Annotated in this window: 17 protein-coding genes; 14 read left to right on the top strand and 3 right to left on the bottom strand. The window is 54.3% G+C overall.

Annotation, left to right across the window (positions count from 1 at the left end; genetic code table 11):
* Positions 1 to 155: 155 nt before the first annotated feature.
* Complete coding sequence (locus C5F52_RS18535; protein ID WP_146100116.1) at positions 156 to 4112, bottom strand: hypothetical protein; 3957 nt, start codon at positions 4110 to 4112, stop codon at positions 156 to 158.
* A gap of 297 nt (positions 4113 to 4409) precedes the next feature.
* On the opposite strand from C5F52_RS18535, the gene C5F52_RS18530 reads away from it, so the two are divergent.
* The 10 genes from C5F52_RS18530 to C5F52_RS18480 all read left to right on the top strand — a co-directional run bounded on the left by C5F52_RS18530 (position 4410) and on the right by C5F52_RS18480 (position 17567).
* Complete coding sequence (locus tag C5F52_RS18530; RefSeq protein WP_146100115.1) at positions 4410 to 4874, top strand: hypothetical protein; 465 nt, start codon at positions 4410 to 4412, stop codon at positions 4872 to 4874.
* A gap of 176 nt (positions 4875 to 5050) precedes the next feature.
* The gene (locus C5F52_RS18525; RefSeq protein ID WP_104799838.1) at positions 5051 to 8410 is read left to right on the top strand and encodes a flagellin; all 3360 of its coding nucleotides are present in this window, start codon (positions 5051 to 5053) and stop codon (positions 8408 to 8410) included.
* Between the two features lie 401 nt (positions 8411 to 8811).
* Positions 8812 to 10290 (top strand): sigma-54-dependent Fis family transcriptional regulator, encoded by a 1479-nt coding sequence (locus tag C5F52_RS18515; protein ID WP_236657918.1) that lies wholly within the window; start codon positions 8812 to 8814, stop codon positions 10288 to 10290.
* The gene (fliE, locus tag C5F52_RS18510) at positions 10287 to 10631 is read left to right on the top strand and encodes a flagellar hook-basal body complex protein FliE (protein WP_104799837.1); all 345 of its coding nucleotides are present in this window, start codon (positions 10287 to 10289) and stop codon (positions 10629 to 10631) included. The genes C5F52_RS18515 and fliE overlap by 4 nt, the downstream gene beginning before the upstream one ends.
* A gap of 19 nt (positions 10632 to 10650) precedes the next feature.
* The gene (fliF, locus tag C5F52_RS18505) at positions 10651 to 12723 is read left to right on the top strand and encodes a flagellar basal-body MS-ring/collar protein FliF (RefSeq protein WP_104799836.1); all 2073 of its coding nucleotides are present in this window, start codon (positions 10651 to 10653) and stop codon (positions 12721 to 12723) included.
* Positions 12724 to 12746: 23 nt separating this feature from the next.
* Positions 12747 to 13787, top strand: coding sequence for a flagellar motor switch protein FliG (gene fliG / locus C5F52_RS18500; RefSeq protein ID WP_201747047.1), 1041 nt, complete (start codon positions 12747 to 12749; stop codon positions 13785 to 13787).
* A complete protein-coding gene (locus C5F52_RS18495; RefSeq protein WP_146100114.1) occupies positions 13780 to 15162 on the top strand; it encodes a FliH/SctL family protein in 1383 nt (460 codons plus the stop codon). The genes fliG and C5F52_RS18495 overlap by 8 nt, the downstream gene beginning before the upstream one ends.
* The gene (locus C5F52_RS18490) at positions 15149 to 15808 is read left to right on the top strand and encodes a hypothetical protein (RefSeq protein WP_146100113.1); all 660 of its coding nucleotides are present in this window, start codon (positions 15149 to 15151) and stop codon (positions 15806 to 15808) included. The genes C5F52_RS18495 and C5F52_RS18490 overlap by 14 nt, the downstream gene beginning before the upstream one ends.
* A 2-nt stretch (positions 15809 to 15810) precedes the next feature.
* Positions 15811 to 17130 (top strand): FliI/YscN family ATPase, encoded by a 1320-nt coding sequence (locus C5F52_RS18485; protein ID WP_104799833.1) that lies wholly within the window; start codon positions 15811 to 15813, stop codon positions 17128 to 17130.
* Positions 17127 to 17567, top strand: coding sequence for a flagellar FliJ family protein (locus C5F52_RS18480; RefSeq protein ID WP_104799832.1), 441 nt, complete (start codon positions 17127 to 17129; stop codon positions 17565 to 17567). Before C5F52_RS18485 ends, C5F52_RS18480 begins: the two co-directional genes overlap by 4 nt.
* Here C5F52_RS18480 and C5F52_RS18475 read toward each other — a convergent pair whose 3' ends face one another.
* Both C5F52_RS18475 and C5F52_RS18470 read right to left on the bottom strand, forming a co-directional pair.
* Positions 17568 to 18296 carry a hypothetical protein gene (locus C5F52_RS18475; RefSeq protein WP_104799831.1) on the bottom strand — a complete coding sequence of 243 codons (729 nt, stop codon included), beginning with the start codon at positions 18294 to 18296 and terminating at the stop codon, positions 17568 to 17570.
* A gap of 10 nt (positions 18297 to 18306) precedes the next feature.
* Positions 18307 to 18699: a surface-adhesin E family protein gene (locus C5F52_RS18470; RefSeq protein ID WP_161499732.1), complete on the bottom strand. Its 393-nt coding sequence runs from the start codon at positions 18697 to 18699 to the stop codon at positions 18307 to 18309.
* A gap of 105 nt (positions 18700 to 18804) precedes the next feature.
* On the opposite strand from C5F52_RS18470, the gene C5F52_RS29935 reads away from it, so the two are divergent.
* From C5F52_RS29935 to fliR, 4 genes are read left to right on the top strand one after another with little or no spacing between them, the layout of a single operon-like run.
* Entirely contained in the window at positions 18805 to 19077 is a 273-nt protein-coding gene (locus tag C5F52_RS29935) for a flagellar biosynthetic protein FliO (RefSeq protein ID WP_161499731.1), read from the top strand.
* On the top strand, positions 19067 to 19834 hold the full coding sequence (gene fliP, locus C5F52_RS18460) for a flagellar type III secretion system pore protein FliP (RefSeq protein WP_104799828.1): 768 nt from the start codon (positions 19067 to 19069) through the stop codon (positions 19832 to 19834). Before C5F52_RS29935 ends, fliP begins: the two co-directional genes overlap by 11 nt.
* Positions 19835 to 19845: 11 nt before the next feature.
* Complete coding sequence (gene fliQ / locus C5F52_RS18455) at positions 19846 to 20115, top strand: flagellar biosynthesis protein FliQ (RefSeq protein WP_104799827.1); 270 nt, start codon at positions 19846 to 19848, stop codon at positions 20113 to 20115.
* Between the two features lie 12 nt (positions 20116 to 20127).
* Complete coding sequence (fliR, locus tag C5F52_RS18450) at positions 20128 to 20898, top strand: flagellar biosynthetic protein FliR (protein ID WP_104799826.1); 771 nt, start codon at positions 20128 to 20130, stop codon at positions 20896 to 20898.

Raw genomic sequence — 20898 nt, 5'->3', positions numbered from 1 at the left:
GGTGAGAATTCACCACAAAGAGTGAATCCAACACACACTGATTCGGCACATGTGGTGCCGAGTTGAGCCCTAGGCCCTAAATTTTTTTTAAACGCAGAAAACCCAGCGAGCGCGGTGGCTCACTGGGTGCACTGAAAGAGACTTAACTTGAGCAGTTAGGCCGGATCGTCCGGCAGGTGGCTTTCTTGGTCGGAGGTCATCACGGCAAGTTGTGCACCAGTCACAGCGCCTGCCTGAGCAGAGGTCAAGTTAGCGATCTGAGTTGTACTCAGACTGCCCATTTGCGCAGCCTCAAGGGTGCTAATTTGGGTTGTGGTCAAAGCGCGCAAATTGGTCGAGCTCAGGCTGTTGAGTTGCGTGCTGGTCAACCCCCGCAGAGCTGAGTTGGACAAGCTTTGCACTTGGCTGGTTCCCAAATTATTCATTTGGGTGGTGCTTAGTGCGCTCACTTGAGGCGAAGTGAGCATCTCAATGTCTGCAGTGTCAATCGCTTGCAGTTTGGCGGAGCTCAACGCATTCAATTGTGTGCTGGACAGTGCTTTGACTTGATCGCCGGTCAAGGCCTTGATTTGAGTGGTACTTAAGTTGTCAACTTGTGAAGTGCCCAAAGCTTGCAACTGAACCGCGGTCAAGGCTTGAACTTGTGCAGAAGCCAGGCTGTTGAACTGTGTTGAGTTGATATTGCTGATTTGCGCCGTGGTCAGTTTGATCAGGTCTGCAGTCTCAATGGCTTGCAGCTGCGAGCTGGTCAAGCTGTTGAGCTGAGTGGACGACAAACCGCTGACTTGGTTGGCACTGAGCGCTGTGATGGCTGCGCTGCTCAACTTGGCAATGGAGGCTTGGCTCATGGCATTGAGTTGGTCTGTGGTCAGGCCTTGCACTGCTGTGCCAGAGAGCTCGCCCGCCTTCGTGGTGTTGATGCCAGCAATGGCCGTGGTCGAGATCGCTCCAATTTGTGCCGCAGACAGGGATTCAATTTGGGTAGAGCTGAGAGCTTGCAATCCGGCTGAGTTCAGCGAACCGACTTGTGTCACGGTCAGGCTGGTCAGCTGAGTGGTGCTGAGGTTGCCCAATTGACCTGTGGAGATGGCGGTGACTTGACCCGTGGTCAAAGCACGGATCTGAACACCACTCAAGGCCCGCAGTTGACCTGAGGTCAAGTTATTCAACTGGGTTGTGCTCAAGCTCGGCACTTGGGCGAGGGACAGTGCTGCAATGTCATTGGTCTCGATGGCTTGCAGTTTGGTGGAACTCAAACTATTGAGTTGTGTCGATGTCAGCAGCGCAATCTGAGTTTCACTCAGATTTTTCAGTTGGCCTGTGCTCAGATTTTCCACTTGTGTGGTGGTCATGGCTTGCAACTGATCGCCTTTGAGTGCTTGGACTTGGGCAGAACCGAGGTTGTTGAATTGCGTCGAGCTCAAATTACGGATTTGTGCTGTGGTCAAAGCGGCCACGTCGGTAGCGTCCAGAGCGGTGACTTGAGAGCTGGTCAAATTATTGAGTTGGCTGGACGACATGCCGCTAACTTGTTTGCCCGTCAGAGCAGTGATGGCAGCGGTGGACAAGTTGGTCAAAGCGCCAGAGGTCAAGGCGTTAATTTGGCTGGTGGTCAAGGCTTGTGCGGCCAGCGTGCTTAGGTCGGCAGCTTTGGTGCTGGTGATACCCGCCATAGCCGAGGTCGACAAAGCGCCAACTTGGGTTGCCGTAAGGGCGTTGATGACGGTCGAGCTCATGGCTGTCAACGAGGACGAGCTGATGGCGCTGACCTGCGTGGCGACCAAGGCTTGTGTTTGAGCCGTGGTCAGGAAACCTGCTTGTGTGCTGCTCAAAGCGCCAATTTGGGTGCTGGTCAAAGCTTTGACCTGGGTGGCATTGAGCGCCTGGAATTGATCCGATGTCAAATTGTTCAGTTGTGTGCTGCTGAGCGCTTTGACTTGGTCGGGAATCAGGGCTTGGATGTCAGCCGTTTCCAGAACGCGCAGGTTGGTTGAGCTCAAACTGTTCAGTTGACTGCTGGTCAAGGTTTTGGCTTGCAGGTCACTCAAACTGCGCAGTTGTGTTGAACTCAGGTCATTCACCTGGGTGCTGCTGAGCGCTTTCAACTGCACTGCTGTCAATGATTGAACTTGGGTGGAGCTCAAATCATTCAAGCGCGAGGATGAAAGGTTGCTGATTTGATCGGTCTTGATCGCTTTCAGGTCGGTGGCATCTAACGCACGAACTTGGTTGCTGGTGAGGCTGTTGAGTTGCGTGGAGCTCAGGCTGCCGACTTGGTTCGCCGTGAGAGCTTGAACTGCAGCTGTGCTCAGCTTAGCAACTGCGTCAGTAGACAAGGCATTGAGTTGCTTGTCAGACATCGCTTTGGCTTGCTCAATACCAATAAAGGAGGCCTGAGTGGAGCTGATGCCGCTGACTTGGGTGGTTGTCAGGGCTTGTATTTGTGACTTGTCCAAGGACTGAACTTGCGCAGAGCTCAAGGCATTCAGTTGCGTCGAGGACATGGCCGTCACTTGTTGCACCGTCAGGGCTTTCAAGTCTTGGGTTTGGATAGCTTGTAGTTTGGAAGAGCTCAGCGCATTGAGTTGCGTGCTGGTCAGTGCTTTGATTTGCACATCGCTCAAGGATTGAATTTGCGCTGAGCTCAGGTTGTCCACTTGGGCCGTGGTCATGGCTTGCAACTGTGTGGCCGTCAGCGCTTGCACTTGGCTAGAGCTCAATTGGTTGTATTGCGCAGAGTCAATGCTACGAATTTGTGATGTGGTCAACGACTTGAGGTCGTTGGCATCAATCGCTTGAAGCTGTGTACTGGTGAGGCTGTTCAGCTGCGTGGAAGACAACCCACCAACTTGCTGGGCGCTTAAGCCCGCGACAGCGCTGGTGCTGAGTTTGGCCAGTGACGCGGTGCTCAAGGCATTGAGCTGGCTGCTCGTGAGTGACTTGATGGCGTTCGCAGTTAATTCACCGGCTTTGGTGGTGTTGATACCAGCCATAGCTGAGGTGGAGAGGCCGCCAATTTGGCCGGCGCTGAGGGACTCAATCGAGCTGGAAGACAGGGCCTGCACAACCTCTGAGCTGAGAGCACCGATTTGGTTAACCGTCAAGATTTGTAATTGCGTTGACGTGAGGTTGCCCGCTTGTGTGGTGTTGAGTGCATTCAGTTGAGACGTTGTGAGCGCTTTAAGCTGCACACCTGACAATGCCTTGACTTGCGCCGAACCCAGCTCATTCAACTTAGTGCTGCTGAGGGAGCTGATTTGAGCGGCTGTCAAGCTTTTGACATCCGCGGTTTCTAAGTGACCTAAGTTGGTGGAGGTCAGGTTGTTGAGCTGGGTGCTGGACAAACTTTGAATTTGGCTACCACTCAAGGCTTTGAGCTGAGTACTAGACAGGTTATTGAGCTGCGTGCTGCTCAGGCCTGTAATTTGGCTGGCAGAAAGGGCTTGCAAATCAGCGGTTTCAATGGATTGAAGCGCTGTTGAGCTCATGCTGTTGAGTTGTGTGCTGGTCAATGAGCGAACTTGCACGTTAGTCAAGTCAACAATCTTGCTGGAACTCAAAGCATTGAGTTGGCTGCTGCTCAAGGCTTGGACGGCATTCACTGAAAGCCCTTGCCATTTGGCAGACGTTAAATTATTGAGTTGGCCCGTGGCGCTCAGGGCCTTGATTTGAGTGCTACTGAATGCCTTGAGCTGCAAGGCTGTAAGCGTGTTTAGGGTGGTTGATGAGAGCGCCTGAATTTGCGTTGTTTGCAAGGCGGAGACATCAGCCAGTTGCATCGATTGCACCTGGCCAGAGCTTAATCCGTTGAGTTGTGAGCCAATCATGTTGATGATTTGGTCGGTCGTGAGAGCAGGAATTTGCTTGACCGTCATGGCGGCAAAGACTGTGGTGTCCAAACTGCTGATGACTCCAGTGTCAATTGATTCCACTTTCAAGGAATTGATTTGAGTGGATGTCAGGGCGTTCACTTGGGCCGAGGACAGTGCCTTCACTTGCGTTGCGGACATGGCCTTCACGGTATTTGGATCAATACCACGCACCGTTGTGGTGGAGTAACTCGTGATGGTGCTGGGCGATGCGGCACGGATCTCTGATATTGATATAGCCATGAGGGACTCTCAGTCTTATGTTTGAACAACTCGATTACAACGCTCGGTAGAACTTCCATTCCACCGTGAATCGTTTGAATCGACACCTCGCAGAAAAGCTTTAGCAAAAAATGTCAATTATTTTTATAGTAATAAATATTTACTTATTTAAAGTCTTTCTATTTAAAAGCGCGAATTAGTAAGGTTTTCTTCTGGTTTCATTATTTTTAAAAGTTGGCATTGATATTGCTTTTACTGACTGAGCCTGTGTTTTATTGACTCAGGTAAACAACTAACCAAACATTGTCAGGAGTAATTATGTCTCTTATTCAAGAATTGATGAACCAAGCCGCGGTCGGTGGCTTGTTCAACGCCAGTGCGATCAAACGCTTTAGTCCCGCCGAAATTCGCGAAGCTATTCAAGCCTTGGTTGCCACTGAACAGACGTCCTTGGCCTGTGCATTGGGTGATGCTGGTATGAGCCTTTACCCCGAAAGTGAAGACATGCTGGCTATCAACGGTTTGCTCGCTGTGATGAACCAAGATTGGCAACTGGCCGTGGAATTCTTGGAAGACTTGTTGACATTGCAAGGCAGCAATACACAGCCTTTCACTTATGTAATGCTCGTGCGCGCATTGCGTTGTAACTTAGATCCTGTTCGTGCCATTCAAGTTGTACAGCAGGGTTTGGCTGCTTATCCCGAGCAGCTTGAATTGACCGCTGAGGCACTTTCCCTTGAGGAATATGCCAATACCCTTGAAACGAATGGGTACACCCACTAACTTGAAATTGCCGCTGGCAAGACCTTGCCGCTTTGCGTGAACAAAGCTTGCCGCAGCAACCAAAAGATTACTTTCAACCCCTTATTTGAACCGTCAAAAAAGCGCTAAAACACTTGGCACGCAGTTTGCTTAAGGGTTTGGGTAGTTAAAGACCGTGTAGGTCAGGAGAATACAAAATGGCAGTTATCAACACCAACGTCAAAGCCCTGTTTTCGCAGGCGGCACTGAAATCGACAGAACGCAGTCAAGCTGTCAACATGCAGCAGTTGTCGACTGGTAAGCGCATCAACTCGTCACGCGACGATGCGGCGGGTATGGCGATTGCCACACGCATGACGCAGCAAATTCGCAGTCTGAATCAAGCTGTGCGCAATGCGGGAGATGCCATTACCCTGATCCAAACAGCGGAAGGGGCGACCAACGAAATCACGGACATGATGCAACGCATGCGTGAGTTGGCGATCCAAGCGTCTAACGACACCAACAACAACGATCAGCGTAGCTACTTGGATCTGGAATTCCAACAGTTGAAAAAGCAAATTGTCCAAATTGCCGACAACACTGAGTGGAATGGTTTTCCTGTTCTCAACGGTTCAACTGGCGAACGTGTTGGTATCAAGCCCGTCTACAAAACTACATCTGAACCCATTTACAACGCCGAGATTGAGATGTCCTCCTCTGCGCCCGTGTCAAGTACGACCGGCGCCTCTGGTGGTGTAACTCAAACCTCCGTGGTTTCGTTTCCAGCCTTGTCAACAGGACAGTCCGTCACTGTAAACGGCTTGACATACACCGCAACTACAGACAACTCTGCTGCCGAAGTGGCTGCTAACTTTGCCAACTTGGCGAGCACGGTTGATCCAACAACGCTCAGTGGTACAAAGGGCAAGTTTTCTGCGTTGAGCATTGGTGATATCAAAGATTACGCATCTGGACCAGCGGTGGGAAGCAGTGTTACCTACACAAGCAATGCCCCCTTTGCAGATGTTACTTCGACGGATCCCTTTGTGGTCTCGGCGGCAGGCACAGGTGTTCTTGCCCCAACTGTATCCACGACAACAGGTGTGGCAGGTGGCGGAGTCTTGGTCACCGGCGAAGGTTCATTTGCTAAAGCTGGTATCTTGAGCATCACAATGGCCGGTGCCACATCTGCACGGACGGCGATTTTTACCTTAAACGACGGTCAAATTATTGATATTTCGCCAGCGGTCAGCATCGCAGGTGGCGTGGTGACGATCAGTAAAGAAGCCTTGGACCAAGTTGGCAACAACTTGCTTAAGGGTGGTGATGTTGTTTTTGAGCAGATTGACACTGCATCTGCACCATTAAACTTTGTTGCCGATAACACCATCAACATGTCCGTCACGCGTTCGTTTAAGCCATTGGAGGCTACCAATGCAGGGGATGCCATCATCAATGGCATCACGATCGGTGCAACTCGTATTGTTGATGACAAGATTTCACGACCTGAAAATGCAATTGGAAGCGCTATTGCAAAAGTGGCAGCCATTAATGAAAAAACACTTCTTTCTGGTGTTCAGGCTGTCGTGAATCCCAACATCATGACTGGAACCAGCATGTCTGGTTCTGGCGTGGCAGCAGGAACCATGACGATCAACGGGTTTACGACACCCATGGTCAAAACCTTGCTGGATAACCCGCGTGAATCACGTGCACTGGCTGTGGCTGCGATTAACTTTATTTCAGCCAAGACCGGCGTTCGTGCCATTGATACCTTCACAGAAGGCAAAGGCATTACCTTGGTGGCCGATGATGGGCGCAACATCGAAGTTGCATTCAACACAGCCGCTGCAGATGCTGACTTCTCACGTTTGACGGGTGTCAAGAATGGTATTCAATCAGGTACGTATTCTCTGGAAGGTGCTGTTGAACAGTCTGTGAACATCACATCTGCACCCAACGGCGACATTTCGCGTCTTGGTTTGGAGCGTTTCAACTACACCAGTAAGACTTTATCGTCTGTCACGACCATGGATCGTGCCGTGGCAACGCCGACATACACCATCACTTTCTCCGATTTGGCAGATGCCGAAACGGTGACTGTGGCAGGCTTGACCTTCACAGCCGATGGTCCCGTGACGGGCGCTAAGGTCGCAGCAGCATTTTCAAGCTTGGCAGCTGGATCGACACCTGCCAATCCCGATTACGGCTTCTTTGGTTTAGATCCTTTGTCATCCGATTTTTCCTCTGTTGCATCGTCGGGTTCAAGTGTTATTTTCTCTAGCTCACGCTCGATTTCTTCCAGCCAAGACATTGTGGTGACCAGCACAGCTGCGAGCAAACCCACGGTGTTGAATACGGCGCCTGCGTTTCCAACATTGGGGACCGGCGACCTGATCATCAATGGCGTGCCAATTCGTGCGGCAGCAGCCAGTGACGATACGCTTTCTAGCACCCAGACTGTATCCAGTGCACGCATTTCGAGTGCATTGGCAACTGCAGCAGCAATCAATGCCAGTAGCGATTTGACAGGTGTCACTGCGCTTACTTTGCCGGCACGTATAGAAGGCAGCATTACTTCTATTGCTCAGCCAGAAGTCACAGGCGATCAGTCTTTGTTCATCAACGGCGTGAACGTAGTGGTTAACATGGTGGCCGGCGAAGCGCCAGCTGCCCGTCGAGATAAGGTGATTGAAGCAGTCAAGAGTTTGGCTGGATATTCTGGCGTTGAGGCTTCAGATAACGGCAATGGCGGGATCTCGTTAACAGCCGTTGACGGCCGCAACGTATCCGTTTGGTTTGATAGCGACAAGGTCAATGCCGGTAGTTTTGGCCTTGGCTTGGGCACAGATACAAACAATCCACCGGGTGTTAAGGGTGCGCCTGGTGCCACACAAACCTACACTGGTGCCAATACAGTCTACGGTACCGTGACATTGCAGTCTGCCAAAGCCTTTACGGTGGAGCCAGGTGACAATGGATTCACGACAGAAGGCGATTTCACAAAACTCGGTTTCCGTGAAGGTAAATACGGCGGTGAAGTTGACGAAGCTGTCTCAAAGATGAGCCCTCCACGCACTGGACGGTTGGCCTTCCAAGTGGGTGCCAGCGCCGGTCAAAAGATCACGATCGATTTGGCTGACTTTGGTAAGGGTGGCCCGATCACGGGTGCTATCACATGGGATGCAGATTTAGATCCATTGGCCGTTGGTCAAGCGATTCCAGAAGCTTTGCCAGGTGGCCCCACTTTGATGGGTAAGCCTTTGACGCGAACTTCCATAGGTTCGACCGAGGGGGCACAAGCTGTGCTGGCCAAACTTGATGAGGCCATGGACAAGGTCAACCAAACACGCGCCACCATGGGTGCTGTGATGAACCGACTGGACCACGTTATCAATAACTTGACCAATGTATCTATGAACCTGTCTGCCTCGCGCAGTCAGATTGAAGACGCAGATTACGCCTCGGCTTCGACCGAATTGGCGAAGAACCAAATCATGCAGCAAGCTGCGACCGCGGTTTTGGCGCAAGCCAACACCAGCCAGCAGTCAGTCATGAAGTTGTTGGGCGGTTAACCCAAGCCCCTCCTGACGCTGTGAAAGCCGAAGAGGGCGCTTCGCCTGAACCCAAATTGTCTAAGTTATCCAATTTACCCAAGGGCCCCAATTGTTGGGACTGTCGTTACTTGACGACCACCTGGGATGTGCGTGCACCTTACGGCTGCAAGTTCATGGGTTTTCGCTCGCGTGTGATTCCCTCGCTGGAAGTGCTGCGCACGGACGGCCGTTTTTGTGGCGCTTTTGTCGCTAAACCCCCTGTAGAAAAAAAGACAGCTCAGCCTGTCGAGCAACCGTCGGATCGTCAGAAAACTGACTTTCGCAGGCCTGTTGTACGCATTAATTTAATTACATAGGTTACAAAACCACCTGGCACGCACCTTGCATAACAGTCTTACCTTTATTTCAGGCTGTTCAAAGTGATTGCTTCTTCTGTCAACGTTATTCATGCCGTGTGGTTGGACCCCTTCAGTCCACTGCAAGCGGCAGATCGCGCCCAGCTGGATGCCGCCGGTATCAGTCTGGAAACCGTCTCTACTTTGGGCGACCTGACCTTGGCCTTGCGCCGTGCGCATGTGTTGGTGATTCGTCTGGGTGACAGCGCTGAGCTGTTGCAAGAAGTTCAAACCCTCATTGCCCAACTGGGCCACACCGTGCCTGTGTTGTGCCGTGTGGAACGTCGCCGCATGGAAGTGGCTGTGGACGCGATGCGTTTGGGCGCTCTGCATGTGTTGCCAGCGGACGAGTGGTCGGCTGGTGCTTGGCAAGATGCCGTCAAGGGTTTGAATGCACCCGAACTCAAAACCAAGAGCTATGTGTTTGTGGACCCGACCAGCCAACATTTGCTGGCCTTGGCCCAACGCGTGGCGCAAACCGAAGTCACCGCCTTGTTGGTCGGCCCCACTGGCGCTGGCAAAGAAGTGTTGGCCCGTGTTTTGCACGAGTCGTCACCCCGTGCCAAAGGCCCGTTTGTGGCGTTGAACTGCGCGGCTATGCCTGAGCACTTGATTGAAGACATGTTGTTCGGTCACGAGAAGGGCGCTTTTACGGGTGCTTTGAAAGAACACAAAGGTTTGTTTGAACAAGCCCACGGCGGCACCATCTTCTTGGACGAAATCGGTGAAATGCCCATGCAATTGCAAGCCAAGTTGCTGCGCGTGTTGCAAGAGAAAAAACTCAACCGTTTGGGCGGCGAAGGCACCATCGACCTCGATGTGCGCGTGATCGCTGCCACCAACAAAGATTTGAAGCTGGCCATTGAGCAACGCGAATTCCGTGAAGACTTGTATTTCCGCATCAGCACCTTCCGTTTGCGTATTCAGCCTTTGAAGGACCGTCCAGGTGACATCGTGCCCTTGGTGGCGCAGTCCTTGGCCCGTCATGTCAAAGGTGGCGTGCCGTTCACGGTGACCGAAGATGCCCAAGCTTTGCTGCAAAGCTACCCATGGCCTGGCAACGTGCGTGAACTCGAAAACGTGGTGCAACGCGCTGTGGTGTTGTGTGGCGGCCGCACCATCAGCCCTGCGCATTTGATGTTCGACGATGCCGCGATGGACGACCAAGCTTTGCCCGCTGTGCATGCGTTGCCTGCTGCCTCGGTCATGTCTGCTTTGAACGAGGCCTTGGCCCAAGCCATGCCAGTGACGCCAGAAGTGCAAACTCCCGCGTTTACTGCTGCTGTGGCAGCCATGGCCCCCATCGCCATGCGTGACGCATCGGCCCCTGTGAATTTGGGCCATGCCGTCAAAGCCAGCGAGCACCAAGTGATCATGGCTGCCATTCAGAGTACCGACAGCCGGATGGAAGCGGCTGCCAAGTTGGGTATCAGCCCACGTACCTTGCGTTACAAACTCGCGCAGCTGCGCACCTTGGGTATGTCTGAAGGAGTGTCCGCATGATTGACCGCATCTCTAACGCCAACATCATGTCGATGATGGAGACGTTGCGTGCGCACCAAGCGCAGTCCACCGGTTCGTCATCGTCGGTGAGCGAAAGCAGCTCTACCAAGATCGAAGGCCAATCTAATTTTTTTGAATCGGTCAAAACAGCGCTCGACAAAGTCAACGACACGCAGGCCAAGTCCACGGCCATGACAGACGCCTATGACCGCGGCGAAAACGTGCCCCTCACCGATGTGGTGTTGAGCATGCAGAAATCCTCGCTGGCTTTTGAAGCCACTTTGCAAGTACGCAACAAGGTCATGAAAGCGTACGAAGAAATCATGAACATGCCGGTGTAATCTGGATTGAGAGACTGATATGGCAACTGATACCCTGAACATGAACCCCTTGGCTGTGGCCTCGACGGGCGCCGATAACGCAGCGATGAGCACCACCTCGGGTGGCGGCAGCGGCAAAGCGGGCAACAACAATTTGCCCGCATGGCTGAACGCCAAAGAAGGCCCTGGCGCTTTGGTGGGCGACATCTTGCGTCAACCCACGGTGCGCAAAACCTTGCCCTTCGTGGTGATCTTCATGCTGCTGTTGTCGATTGCCGTGTTTTTCACGTCGATGAAGCCCACGCCTTACCGTCCTTTGGTCTTGATGCTCAACGATGCAGACAAGCAATTGGCCATCGAAGCCCTGAAGGCGGGTGAATACAAGCCGGAGGTTGATGTCAATACCGGCCAAATCTCTGTGCCCACCTCACGTTACCAAGAAGCGCGCATGTTGTTGGCCTCTAAAGGTTTGCCACGCACCGAAGCCTCGGGCATGGACAACCTCAAAGACATGCCTGCCATGACCACCAGCCAATTCATGGAGCAGGTGCGTTACAACAACGCGATGGAGCAAGAGCTGGCCCGCAGCATCACGCAAATCGGCGGTATCAAATCAGCCCGCGTGCACTTGGCCTCACCCAAGCAAAGCGTGTTTGTGCGTGACCGTGCCACGACCAAAGCGTCGGTAGTGATCACCCGTTTGCCAGGCCACACCGTGTCGTCGGCCAACGTGCAAGCCATCATCCGTTTGGTGGCGTCGAGCGTGCCTTACTTGGCCCCTGAAAACGTGTCGGTCGTCGATAACTTCGGCAGCTTGATGAACGAAATGTTGGTCGAGCAGCCTTTGGGCATGACCTCTGCACAGCTGACGCAAAAGCAGCAAATGGAAGACCTGTACCGCACCCGTTTGATTCAATTGCTGGCCCCCATCGTGGGCGAGGCCAACGTGAGTGCGCAAGTCAGCATGACGCTTGACTTCACACAAACCGAAGTCACCACCGAAGATTACGACGCACAAGACAAAGGCCCCAAAACCCGTTCGGAGTTGTTTGTGGAAGACCGCAACACCATGCGTGACGCGATTGGTATTCCTGGCTCTTTGTCGAACACACCGCCCGCACCAACCAACCCCCAAGCCACGACCCAAACCAACTCAGACCCTTTGAAGGGCGTGAGTGAAAAAGGCACGCAGGTCACAGCGCGCAGCACTAAAAACTACGAACTCGACCGCTCTGTGCGTCACACCAAAGGTGCGATGGGCAACATCACCAAAATTGGTGTGGGTGTGTTGATCAACGAGCGTCCCATTCCTGCTGGCATGAAAGTCGAAAAGCCTGCCGATGGCGCAGCCCCAGCCACATCCATTCCCTACACGGCTGAAGAAATTGAACGTTTGAACCAGTTGGTCAAAGGCGCTGTGGGTTTTAACGCCGAGCGTGGTGACGCAGTCACTGTGGTGGGTACCAAGTTTGAACCTCAAATCGACCCAACAGCCGTGCCTTGGTACCGCGACGAAAACTACCAAATTCTGGTGAATGCCGGTGTGGTGGGTGGCATCTTCTTGCTGGTCTTGATGACGATTGTGTTGCCCATGGTGCGCCGTTTGACCACGCCACCTGTCGATGCTGCTGCTGTTGCCGCTGCTGCCGCCGCCGCCGCCGCCGCCGATGCCCAAATGGCCATCGATGTCGCCACGGCCGAATCGGCCGCTGCACAGGCCAGTGCCAAAATGGCCAAAGAAGCCCACGAAGCCGAGATTGCACGTCTTGCTGAAGAGTCTGCCAAGGTGGCCGAGGCAGCCCGTGTCGCTGCCGAAGAAAAAGCCGCTGCCGAGGCCGCAGCGGCTGAGCAAGAGCGCATCAAGCAAGAAGCGAAAGCTGCTTTGGGCCCTGAGGCTGAGACAGCCGAGATTGAAATTCAAGAAGGCGAAACGCTGGAAGAAGTCAAAGCCCGCATGGCCAGCCTGAAGCCTAAGAAACAATCGATTTCTGCAGACCTGCTGAACACAGCCAACTCGTATGATGACAAAGTTGCGTTGATTCGCATGATCGTGGCAGAAGACTCCACCCGCGTGGCGGGTGTGCTCAAGGCCTTGATCCGCCCCCCCGTCTAAGAGAATAAGTTTGAGGAAAAACCATGGCTGATAACGACAACGCGATTGTGATGACCGAGGCGCTGCGCGCCGAGCTCGCGGCTATCACCTCGACGCAACGTGCGGCAGTGTTGATGCTGCTGTTGGGCGAAGAACAAGCGGCAGACATCATCAAATTTTTGAACCCCAAAGAAGTACAAGCATTGGGCGGCGCCATGGTGTCTGTGGCCGATTTTTCGCAAGACGCTGTGAACGTGGTGCTCGACGAGTTTGTGGAGCACTTGAAGAAACAATCGACCTTGAGCATGGGCAACACCGATTACGTGGAAAACGTGATGCGACGTGCGTTGGGCGACGACAAAGCCGCTTCGGTGTTGGGCCGCATCATGCCCGACCAAGGCACCAAAGGTTTGGACATTTTGAGTTGGATGGATGCACGCGGCATTGCCGACATGATTCGTGGTGAACACCCCCAAGTGGTGGCCATCATCTTGTCGTTGCTGGAAAGCGAAGTCGCTGCCGATGTGTTGAACTACTTGCCACCCGATACGCGCGCCGAAGTGATTCAGCGTGTGGCCAGTTTGGACACGGTTCAGCCTTCGGCCATGGCCGAGCTGGAGTCGATCATGAAGCAGCAATTCTCGAAGAGCGCGTCCGCTCAGTCGTCGAGTTTTGGCGGTATTCAAGCTGCGGCCAAGATCATGAACTTGACCAAGACGGCGCTGGAAGCCAGCATCATGAACGGCTTGAACGAAATCGATCCCGACTTGATGCTCAAGATTCAAGACAACATGTTCACGTTCGAGAACTTGATGAGCGTGGACAACAAAGGTATTCAGGTGCTCATGCGCAACGTCGAGCCCGACATGTTGATGATGGCGCTCAAAGGTGCCAGCGACGGCGTGAAAGACCGCTTCTTTGACAACATGTCTGAGCGCGCGCGCGGCATGTTCCGCGACGACATGGAGGCCAAAGGCCCCCAGCGTATGGCGGACGTGGAAGAAGCGCAGAAGAAGATCATGCGCATGGCGCGCAAGCTGTCGGACTCCGGCGAGCTGGTTTTGGGAGGCGCCGACTTTGTTTAATCGGCCCAATCCTGCACGCGCAACCAAGGTGTGGCATCCCAATCTCGGCGTGTTGGCGGATGACACCGTCCGTGGTTTCACGTCCAGCCGTTGGCAAGGCGGCGAGGCGCAAGGCTTTGCAAGCGACACGTTTGGCAGCCACGACTCGGGGTTCATTCGTGACGATCACCCCGTCTCTCACGATGCTTTGTCAGATAGCGCACAGCGTGCGTTCAGTTTGCTGGACGATGTCAAAAAACAGCACGCATTGGCTAAAAAAGCGTTGGAAGAACAAGAGGCTGCCAGTGCCAATGCCCACTTGCCTTTCGTGTTGGATGTGTACGAGGCACCCGAGCCCAAGCGCGTCGTCGCGGCTGAGCCCGTCGCGCCATCGACGCTGACTGAAGCGGTCGATGCACCAGAAACTCAGGCCAACGATGCCGCCCATACCGAAGGCGATGCCGACGAACACGCTGCGTTGACTGACGCTGAGACCGTGGCCAGTGAGTTGCCGAAAGTGGCCGATGCCGCCGCTTCTTTTGAAGATACACAAGACGAATCTGCGCAAGCTTCGTTGCATGCCGCTGCGCAGATGGCCGATGCGCCTGCACCCGCCGAGGCTGCTGCTGCAGCACCCGTGATCGAAGGGGTGCCCCACGACGAAGTGGCTGAGCGCGAAGCTGCACATTTCGCACAAGGCATGGCCCAAGGTTTAGAGCAGGGCATCGAACAAGGCCTGGCGCAGGGTATTGCCCAAGGCATTGAGCAAGGGCTCGCGCAGGGACTTGAACAAGGTTTGGCTGAAGGCCGTGAGCAAGGCATGAAAGAAGGCTTGGCCTTGGCGGAAGAACAAGCACGCGAGGCGCAAGCACTCGCCGAGCAAGAGGTCACGGCCAAAAACGAGGTGATGGCCGAAGTGTCTGCCAAGCTCAACGCGTTGTTGGAAGACCCCACCCAATTCTTTGAACCCCTCAAACGCTTGGCTTTGCATTTGGCCGAGCAAGTGGTGAAGTGCGAGTTGCGCACCTCTGGCCATGCCATGGAACAACTGGTGCAGCGTTGTTTGGACGACTTGGACCATCCTGCCAAAGGCGCTGTGGTGGTCGAGCTCAACCCAGAAGACAAGGCGCGTTTGCAAGCAGACGGCGGTGCCTTCATTCAAGGCATGCGACTCGACGCCGTGCACGACATGAAGCCGGGCAGCGTGCGCGTGTTTGCGAACGACATGATCGTGGAGGACTTGGTGGAGCATCGCTTAGAAGCGTTGGCGCGCACCATGTTGATCGATGTGGACAGCTGGCGCAAACAGTCGGCCTTGGCGAAGCCTGAGGCTTTGGAAGTCGCTGAAGACGATGCCGAAAAAGTAACCGAGGAAGCTGCTGATGTACATCCCTGACGTACTCAATACCCTGTTGATGGGGCTGATTTTCATGGTCATTGTGGTGACCGTGGTGCGCCCCATCATGCTCAATATGCTGACGGGCAATGCCAATCCGCAAGACATGCAGCGTGCGTTGATTGAGTCGGTGCAAGCGCATGTGCAGCGCGCCACTCAAGAAGTCGCGTCCCAACGCACAGGAAAAATTCGCTACCAACAGCTGCTGCTGGAGTTGCCCGAACGTCGTCAACCTTTGGTGCTGCCTGCGCCTCCGGTGGCGGCCGAGGAGGGGGCTGAGCTTGCCGCATCGTCCGATGTGCCAGATGTCGACGCCACAACGGCGGCTTCGGGGGACTTGGCGGATGGTGCTTCCGCGTCTAACGCAGGCGATGTCTCGATGGCTTCGGATTCAGAGGTTAACGCTGATGCGCCATCGAGCGACTTAGCCCCAGGTGAGATCGAGATCGCCGAAGGCGAGTCTTTGCATGACATCAAAGAACGCATCAAGCGTGAGAAAAAGAATGCAGCCAAGCCCACCATTCCGCCTGAGCTGCTGAATGGCGCCAAGAGCTACGAAGACAAAGTGGGTGTGGTGCGCATGGTGGTGCACCAAGACCAAAGCCGTGTGGCTGCCGTGATTCGCGGCATGATTGAAGTCAAATAAAGATGCTGGACTTTGGCAAAGAAGTCGCCGCCACGCTGCCCAAGCTGCGTGTGCCTGACCCCAAGCGCAGCGGCACGCTGGTGCGCTTGGTGGGCTTGACGCTGGAGACGCGCGGCATCATGGCACCCTTGGGCGCTTGCTGTGAGGTGCTGGGTCAACATGGCCACCGTGTGGAAGCCGAGGTGGTGGGCTTTAACGACAAAACCTTGTACCTTATGCCGTTCACCGACCCTGTGGGTGTGGGCCCAGGCGACACCGTGCGGGTCATGAACAATTCAGGCCAAGTGCGTTTGGGTGCGGGCTTGTTGGGGCGCGTGATTGATGGCCGAGGCCAGCCTTTGGACGGTCGACCCTTGCCGCATTTGCCGGATCAACTGAGTTTGCTCGGATGTCCGCTGAACCCCATGGAGCGTGGCCCCATCGACACGATTTTGGATGTGGGCGTGAAGGCCATCAACAGCGTGTTGACGATTGGCCGAGGCCAACGCATCGGCTTGGTGGCGGGTTCTGGTGTGGGTAAAAGCGTGCTCTTGGGCATGTTGACCCGTTTCACCAAAGCCGACGTGGTGGTGATTGGTTTGATCGGCGAACGCGGCCGCGAAGTGCAAGCGTTCATTGCGGAATCGTTGGGCGATGAAGGTTTGGCCAAGTCGGTGGTGATTGCGGCGCCGGCCAACGTGTCGCCCGTGCTGCGCTTGAAGGCTACGCACATGACGCATGTGATTGCCGAGTATTTCCGTGACCAAGGCAAAAACGTGTTGATGCTGTGCGACAGCTTGACCCGTGTGGCCCATGCACAGCGCGAAATTGGTTTGGCCATTGGTGAGCCCCCCACGGCCAAAGGCTATCCGCCGTCTGTGTTTGCGTTGCTGCCCAACTTGATTGAACGGGGTGGCGTGGGCCGTCATGGCTTTGGCTCCATCACCTCCATCTATACGGTGTTGGCCGAAGGCGACGATGCCTCCGATCCGATTGTGGACATCGCACGCGCGTCCTTGGATGGCCAAGTGATGTTGTCGCGCCGTTTGGCCGACCAAGCGCATTACCCCGCGATTGATTTGAATGGTTCCATCTCGCGGGTGATGCAAGTGTTGGTCAGCCCCGATGATTTGCGTCAGTCCAACAAGTTCCGCCGCCTCTGGTCGGTCTACCAACAAAACGCGGATTTGGTGCAAGTCGGCGCCTATGAGCATGGCTCGAACCCCGAGTTGGATGAGGCCATCCGCTTGCGCGATCACATGGTGGCGTTTTTGCGCCAAGAGATGCACGCGCCTGAAGACTACGAAGTCACGCGCGATCAGCTGCGCCACATCCTGTCATGAAGCCCCGCGCCGCTTGGCCGATTTTGGCGAAGAAAGCCAAAGAAAAGTGTGAAGAGGCGCAGGCCGAAGTGGTGAAGTCGCGTGAGCGTGTGACGCATTTGGAGCAAAGCCGAGAGCGCATGGAAATGCTTTACCTCGATTACGTGCACCGCTCTAAAGAAGCCGAGAAAAAACTGCACAGCATGGCTGAGACCTTGAACTATCGGGGTTTCATGCAGCAGGTCAAAGCCCTGGTGCTACGCGTGGACGCCGACTTGGCCAAAGCCAACCAAGATCTAGACGGCAAAAAACTCATGCTGTTGGCGGCAGAGAAAAAACGCATCCAAATGGAAACTTTGATGGAGCAAGACCTCAAGCAAGTGCGTGCTTTTCATCAGAAGCGCGAACAACGCGAGATGGATGCTGCTGGCGTGATGCTCTACAACCTCAAGTCTTAACTAACTCACCCAGCCCGCTTGCAGCCAATGCCAGTCGTCGGGGCGAAATGCCCATGGGATCCAGTGTGTGGTGGTGCCTGTGGGGAACACGTCTTGCGTCAAGTGATCGCGCCATTCGCCTTTGGCCCCCACGCTGCCTAACAAAGCTTGTGAGAGATCGGCTTCTTGTGGACCGAGCACTGTCACGCTCGGTTGGATGTCTGCCACCCGTGCTTGGCCATCCGTGGGGCCTGAGTACACGTCGTGCACGCTGCCCCAGTGGCGGCCTTGCAAGCTGACTTTTAAATGGCGCAACTCTTTTTCAGCGCGGGCAATATCGCCAACGCGGAACCGATGTTGCCCCAAAACATTGTCAAACCAAACGCAGGCATTGGGGTGCTCGCGCAACAACTCGGGCAAGGTGGCCAGCGCGTCTTGACGGTGGTGGGTGACCTGCACACCGTGTTGGCGCAGATGAGGTCCGTGTCGCCATGTGAAGAGTCGACCTGCGAGGGGGTCGATGTCGTACGCATCAATCCGTTGAAATCGGGTCAGCCAGTTGGGCGGCATCATCCAGCCCGCGCTGCCGCCGATCAGCAGCAGGTGTTGGGTGTGAGGTTGTACCTTGCTCAAAAACGCATCCAGGTGATTCACGGTCGCTTGCCACCGTGCCTGTGCGCGCCATGCGTGCAGGTGCCAACTCAACCCACCCGTGCCCCCTGCATGCAGCAGGTCTCGCCATGTGCTCATTGCCGTCGCCTCAGCACACCAAACGCATGATCCTGAAAACAGGGGTGTCGGGTGGTACGGGCTCGAACGTGCCAATCACGCCCTCGCTGGACAAGATGTTGCCAGTCAAGCGTGTGCCGCTGTGGTACGACAGCGCAAGGGTGCGCACGGTGCTGTGCTTGCAGTTGAATTCCATCTGCATGCGTGTTGATTTGTAAGTCTTTTTGTTGTGTTGGTTGACTTGTGGGTCGCGGTAATCCAACGCGGTCCAGACTTTGCTGATTTCGCCTGTGCGCGTGAGGGTGTCCATGTCCACATAGAACGTACCAATGTCAAACAGGCCAATGGCAGTCAAGTTGTGGGCATGCGTCAAGCTGCTGCCCAGCAAAGCTGCGCTGATGAGGAGTGCTTTGAGTTGTTGCATGGAATGACTATAGCGTCAGTAAAACTTGGCACGCACTTTGCGAGATATCCTAGGTACAGGCACGCCAAGTGTCGGAAAAGCGTCAGTGCGCACAGGAAATTCATCATGCAAAGTTTCGATTGGGGCCAATTCTTCGCCAGCACCTTAGGGGTGCTGCTGTTGTTATGTGCGGCGCTGTGGTGGGTCAAACGCAACCGTGCGATGGGCAACGGTGTGGCTGCGGATCGCCGCATTCAGGTGAAAGAAGCCTTGCCCTTGAGCTTGAAACACAAAATTGTGTTGATTCAAGTCGACAACCAAATGGTGCTCACCAGCGTGAGCCCCGGTGAGGTGAAAACCTTGCACACCTGGACCGAAGGGGTTGAGCATGCTGCGTAAGCCTATTACCAAAAAGATTCTCTATGTCATCTTGGGTGTGCTGTTGCTCGCCTTGTTGTCATTGCCAGTGATCAGCCACGCCCAAGGCGTTCCTTTGGTGAACGTCACGGGTGGTAAATCGGGTCAGCAGTACAGCATGAGCCTGCAATTGCTGGGCTTGATGACCACGCTCACGCTGTTGCCCTCCATGTTGCTGATGATGACGTCGTTTGTGCGCATCATCATCGTTTTGTCGATCTTGCGCCAAGCACTGGGCACGGCACAAACACCGCCCAACATGGTCTTGGTAGGTTTGGCTTTGTTCCTCACATTTTTCATCATGTCGCCCGTGTTTGAGCAGGTCTACAACGACGCCATTGGCCCGTACATGAACAGCAACCTCGATTTCGACAAAGCCCTCATGAAAGCCGAAGCCCCTGTGCGCGACTTCATGACCAAGCAAACCCGTGAAGACGACATTGCGATGTTCATGCAAATCTCGAACCGCCGTGATTTACAAGATGCCGCACAAGTGCCGTTCACCACCTTGATGCCCGCGTTCATCACATCGGAGATCAAGAGCGCATTCACGATTGGGTTCTTGATTTACATCCCGTTTGTGGTGATCGACTTGATCGTCGCCAGCGTGTTGATGTCCATGGGCATGATGATGTTGTCGCCCATGATCATTTCCACGCCCATCAAGCTCATGCTGTTTGTGTTGATTGATGGGTGGACGCTCTTGATGGCGTCGTTGGCCAACAGTTTTGTGTTTTAAGGAGAGACGTCATGGATAGCGCAACCGTCGTCGATTTAGCTCGTCAAGCCTTGTGGATGACCATGCTGATTTCTGCGCCCCTGTTGGGCGTGGGTTTGATCGTTGGTTTGGTGGTGGGTATTTTTCAAGCTGCGACCTCGATCAACGAGCAAACCTTGAGTTTCATTCCGAAGTTGGTGTGCATTGGTTTGACCATGTCACTCGCCGGTGGCTGGATGATCAACACCATGGTGGACTACACCAAGGGCATCTTCATCCGCATTCCCAGTTTGTTCGTGTAACACCTGCTGACCATGAACGCCTCGCTCATTGAAATTCTGGACAAGTTTTTGGTCGTCATTTGGCCCATGCTGCGCTTGTCTGCGTTTCTGGCGTTCACGTCTATTTTTTCGATCCGTGCGGTCAACATGCGCATTCGCGTGTTGCTTGGGTTTTCGATGGCGTTTTTGGTGTCTCAGCAACTCGACATCCCGCGCATCGACCCGCTCAGTGCGGAGGGTTTGATGGAAATTTTCCGTCAAATTTTGATTGGATTAACCATGGGCTTGGTCTCGCAAGTCGCGTCGGCTGCGATGGTGGTGGCGGGACAAGCGGTGTCGGGTTCAATGGGTTTGTCGATCGCCAACATGATGGACCCCAACATGGGCAACGTGCCCGTGATTTCTCAGTTTTTCAACATCTTGGGCACGCTGGTGTTTCTGGGCATCGGTGGCCACTTGATTGTGTTTGGCTTGGTGCTGGAATCGTTTCAGCTCATTCCGATTGGTCAGCCGTTTTTTAGCCAAGACATGTTGGGCAAGATGATCAACTGGAGTGCCATGATGTTTTTGGGCGCTTTGCTGATTGCCTTGCCCGTGATGATGACGCTCTTGTTCATCAACATTGGCCTCGGTTTTGTGGCCCGTGCCGCCCCCAGTTTGAACATTTTCACGGTGGGCTTTCCTGCCTTGATCTTGACCGGCTTTGTGATTTTGATTTTCTCCATGGGCAACAACGTGGCGCGTATCCAATGGGTGTGGACGCAGGCGTTCTTCGTGCTTCGGTCTTTTTTAGGAGCCAGCTGA

The sequence above is a fragment of the Limnohabitans sp. TS-CS-82 genome (assembly GCF_002943475.1).
This window is presented reverse-complemented; position numbering and strand designations above follow the sequence as displayed.

Bases quoted from the DNA above. Each gene is read 5' to 3' on its own strand.
- C5F52_RS18470 (WP_161499732.1), bottom strand. From the start codon at position 18,699: ATGCAACAACTCAAAGCACTCCTCATCAGCGCAGCTTTGCTGGGCAGC.
- fliQ (WP_104799827.1), top strand. From the start codon at position 19,846: ATGGATAGCGCAACCGTCGTCGATTTAGCTCGTCAAGCCTTGTGGATG.
- C5F52_RS29935 (WP_161499731.1), top strand. From the start codon at position 18,805: ATGCAAAGTTTCGATTGGGGCCAATTCTTCGCCAGCACCTTAGGGGTG.
- fliE (WP_104799837.1), top strand. From the start codon at position 10,287: ATGATTGACCGCATCTCTAACGCCAACATCATGTCGATGATGGAGACG.
- C5F52_RS18485 (WP_104799833.1), top strand. From the start codon at position 15,811: ATGCTGGACTTTGGCAAAGAAGTCGCCGCCACGCTGCCCAAGCTGCGT.
- fliP (WP_104799828.1), top strand. From the start codon at position 19,067: ATGCTGCGTAAGCCTATTACCAAAAAGATTCTCTATGTCATCTTGGGT.
- C5F52_RS18530 (WP_146100115.1), top strand. From the start codon at position 4,410: ATGTCTCTTATTCAAGAATTGATGAACCAAGCCGCGGTCGGTGGCTTG.
- C5F52_RS18475 (WP_104799831.1), bottom strand. From the start codon at position 18,296: ATGAGCACATGGCGAGACCTGCTGCATGCAGGGGGCACGGGTGGGTTG.
- C5F52_RS18490 (WP_146100113.1), top strand. From the start codon at position 15,149: ATGTACATCCCTGACGTACTCAATACCCTGTTGATGGGGCTGATTTTC.
- C5F52_RS18480 (WP_104799832.1), top strand. From the start codon at position 17,127: ATGAAGCCCCGCGCCGCTTGGCCGATTTTGGCGAAGAAAGCCAAAGAA.
- fliG (WP_201747047.1), top strand. From the start codon at position 12,747: ATGGCTGATAACGACAACGCGATTGTGATGACCGAGGCGCTGCGCGCC.
- C5F52_RS18535 (WP_146100116.1), bottom strand. From the start codon at position 4,112: ATGGCTATATCAATATCAGAGATCCGTGCCGCATCGCCCAGCACCATC.
- fliF (WP_104799836.1), top strand. From the start codon at position 10,651: ATGGCAACTGATACCCTGAACATGAACCCCTTGGCTGTGGCCTCGACG.
- C5F52_RS18525 (WP_104799838.1), top strand. From the start codon at position 5,051: ATGGCAGTTATCAACACCAACGTCAAAGCCCTGTTTTCGCAGGCGGCA.
- fliR (WP_104799826.1), top strand. From the start codon at position 20,128: ATGAACGCCTCGCTCATTGAAATTCTGGACAAGTTTTTGGTCGTCATT.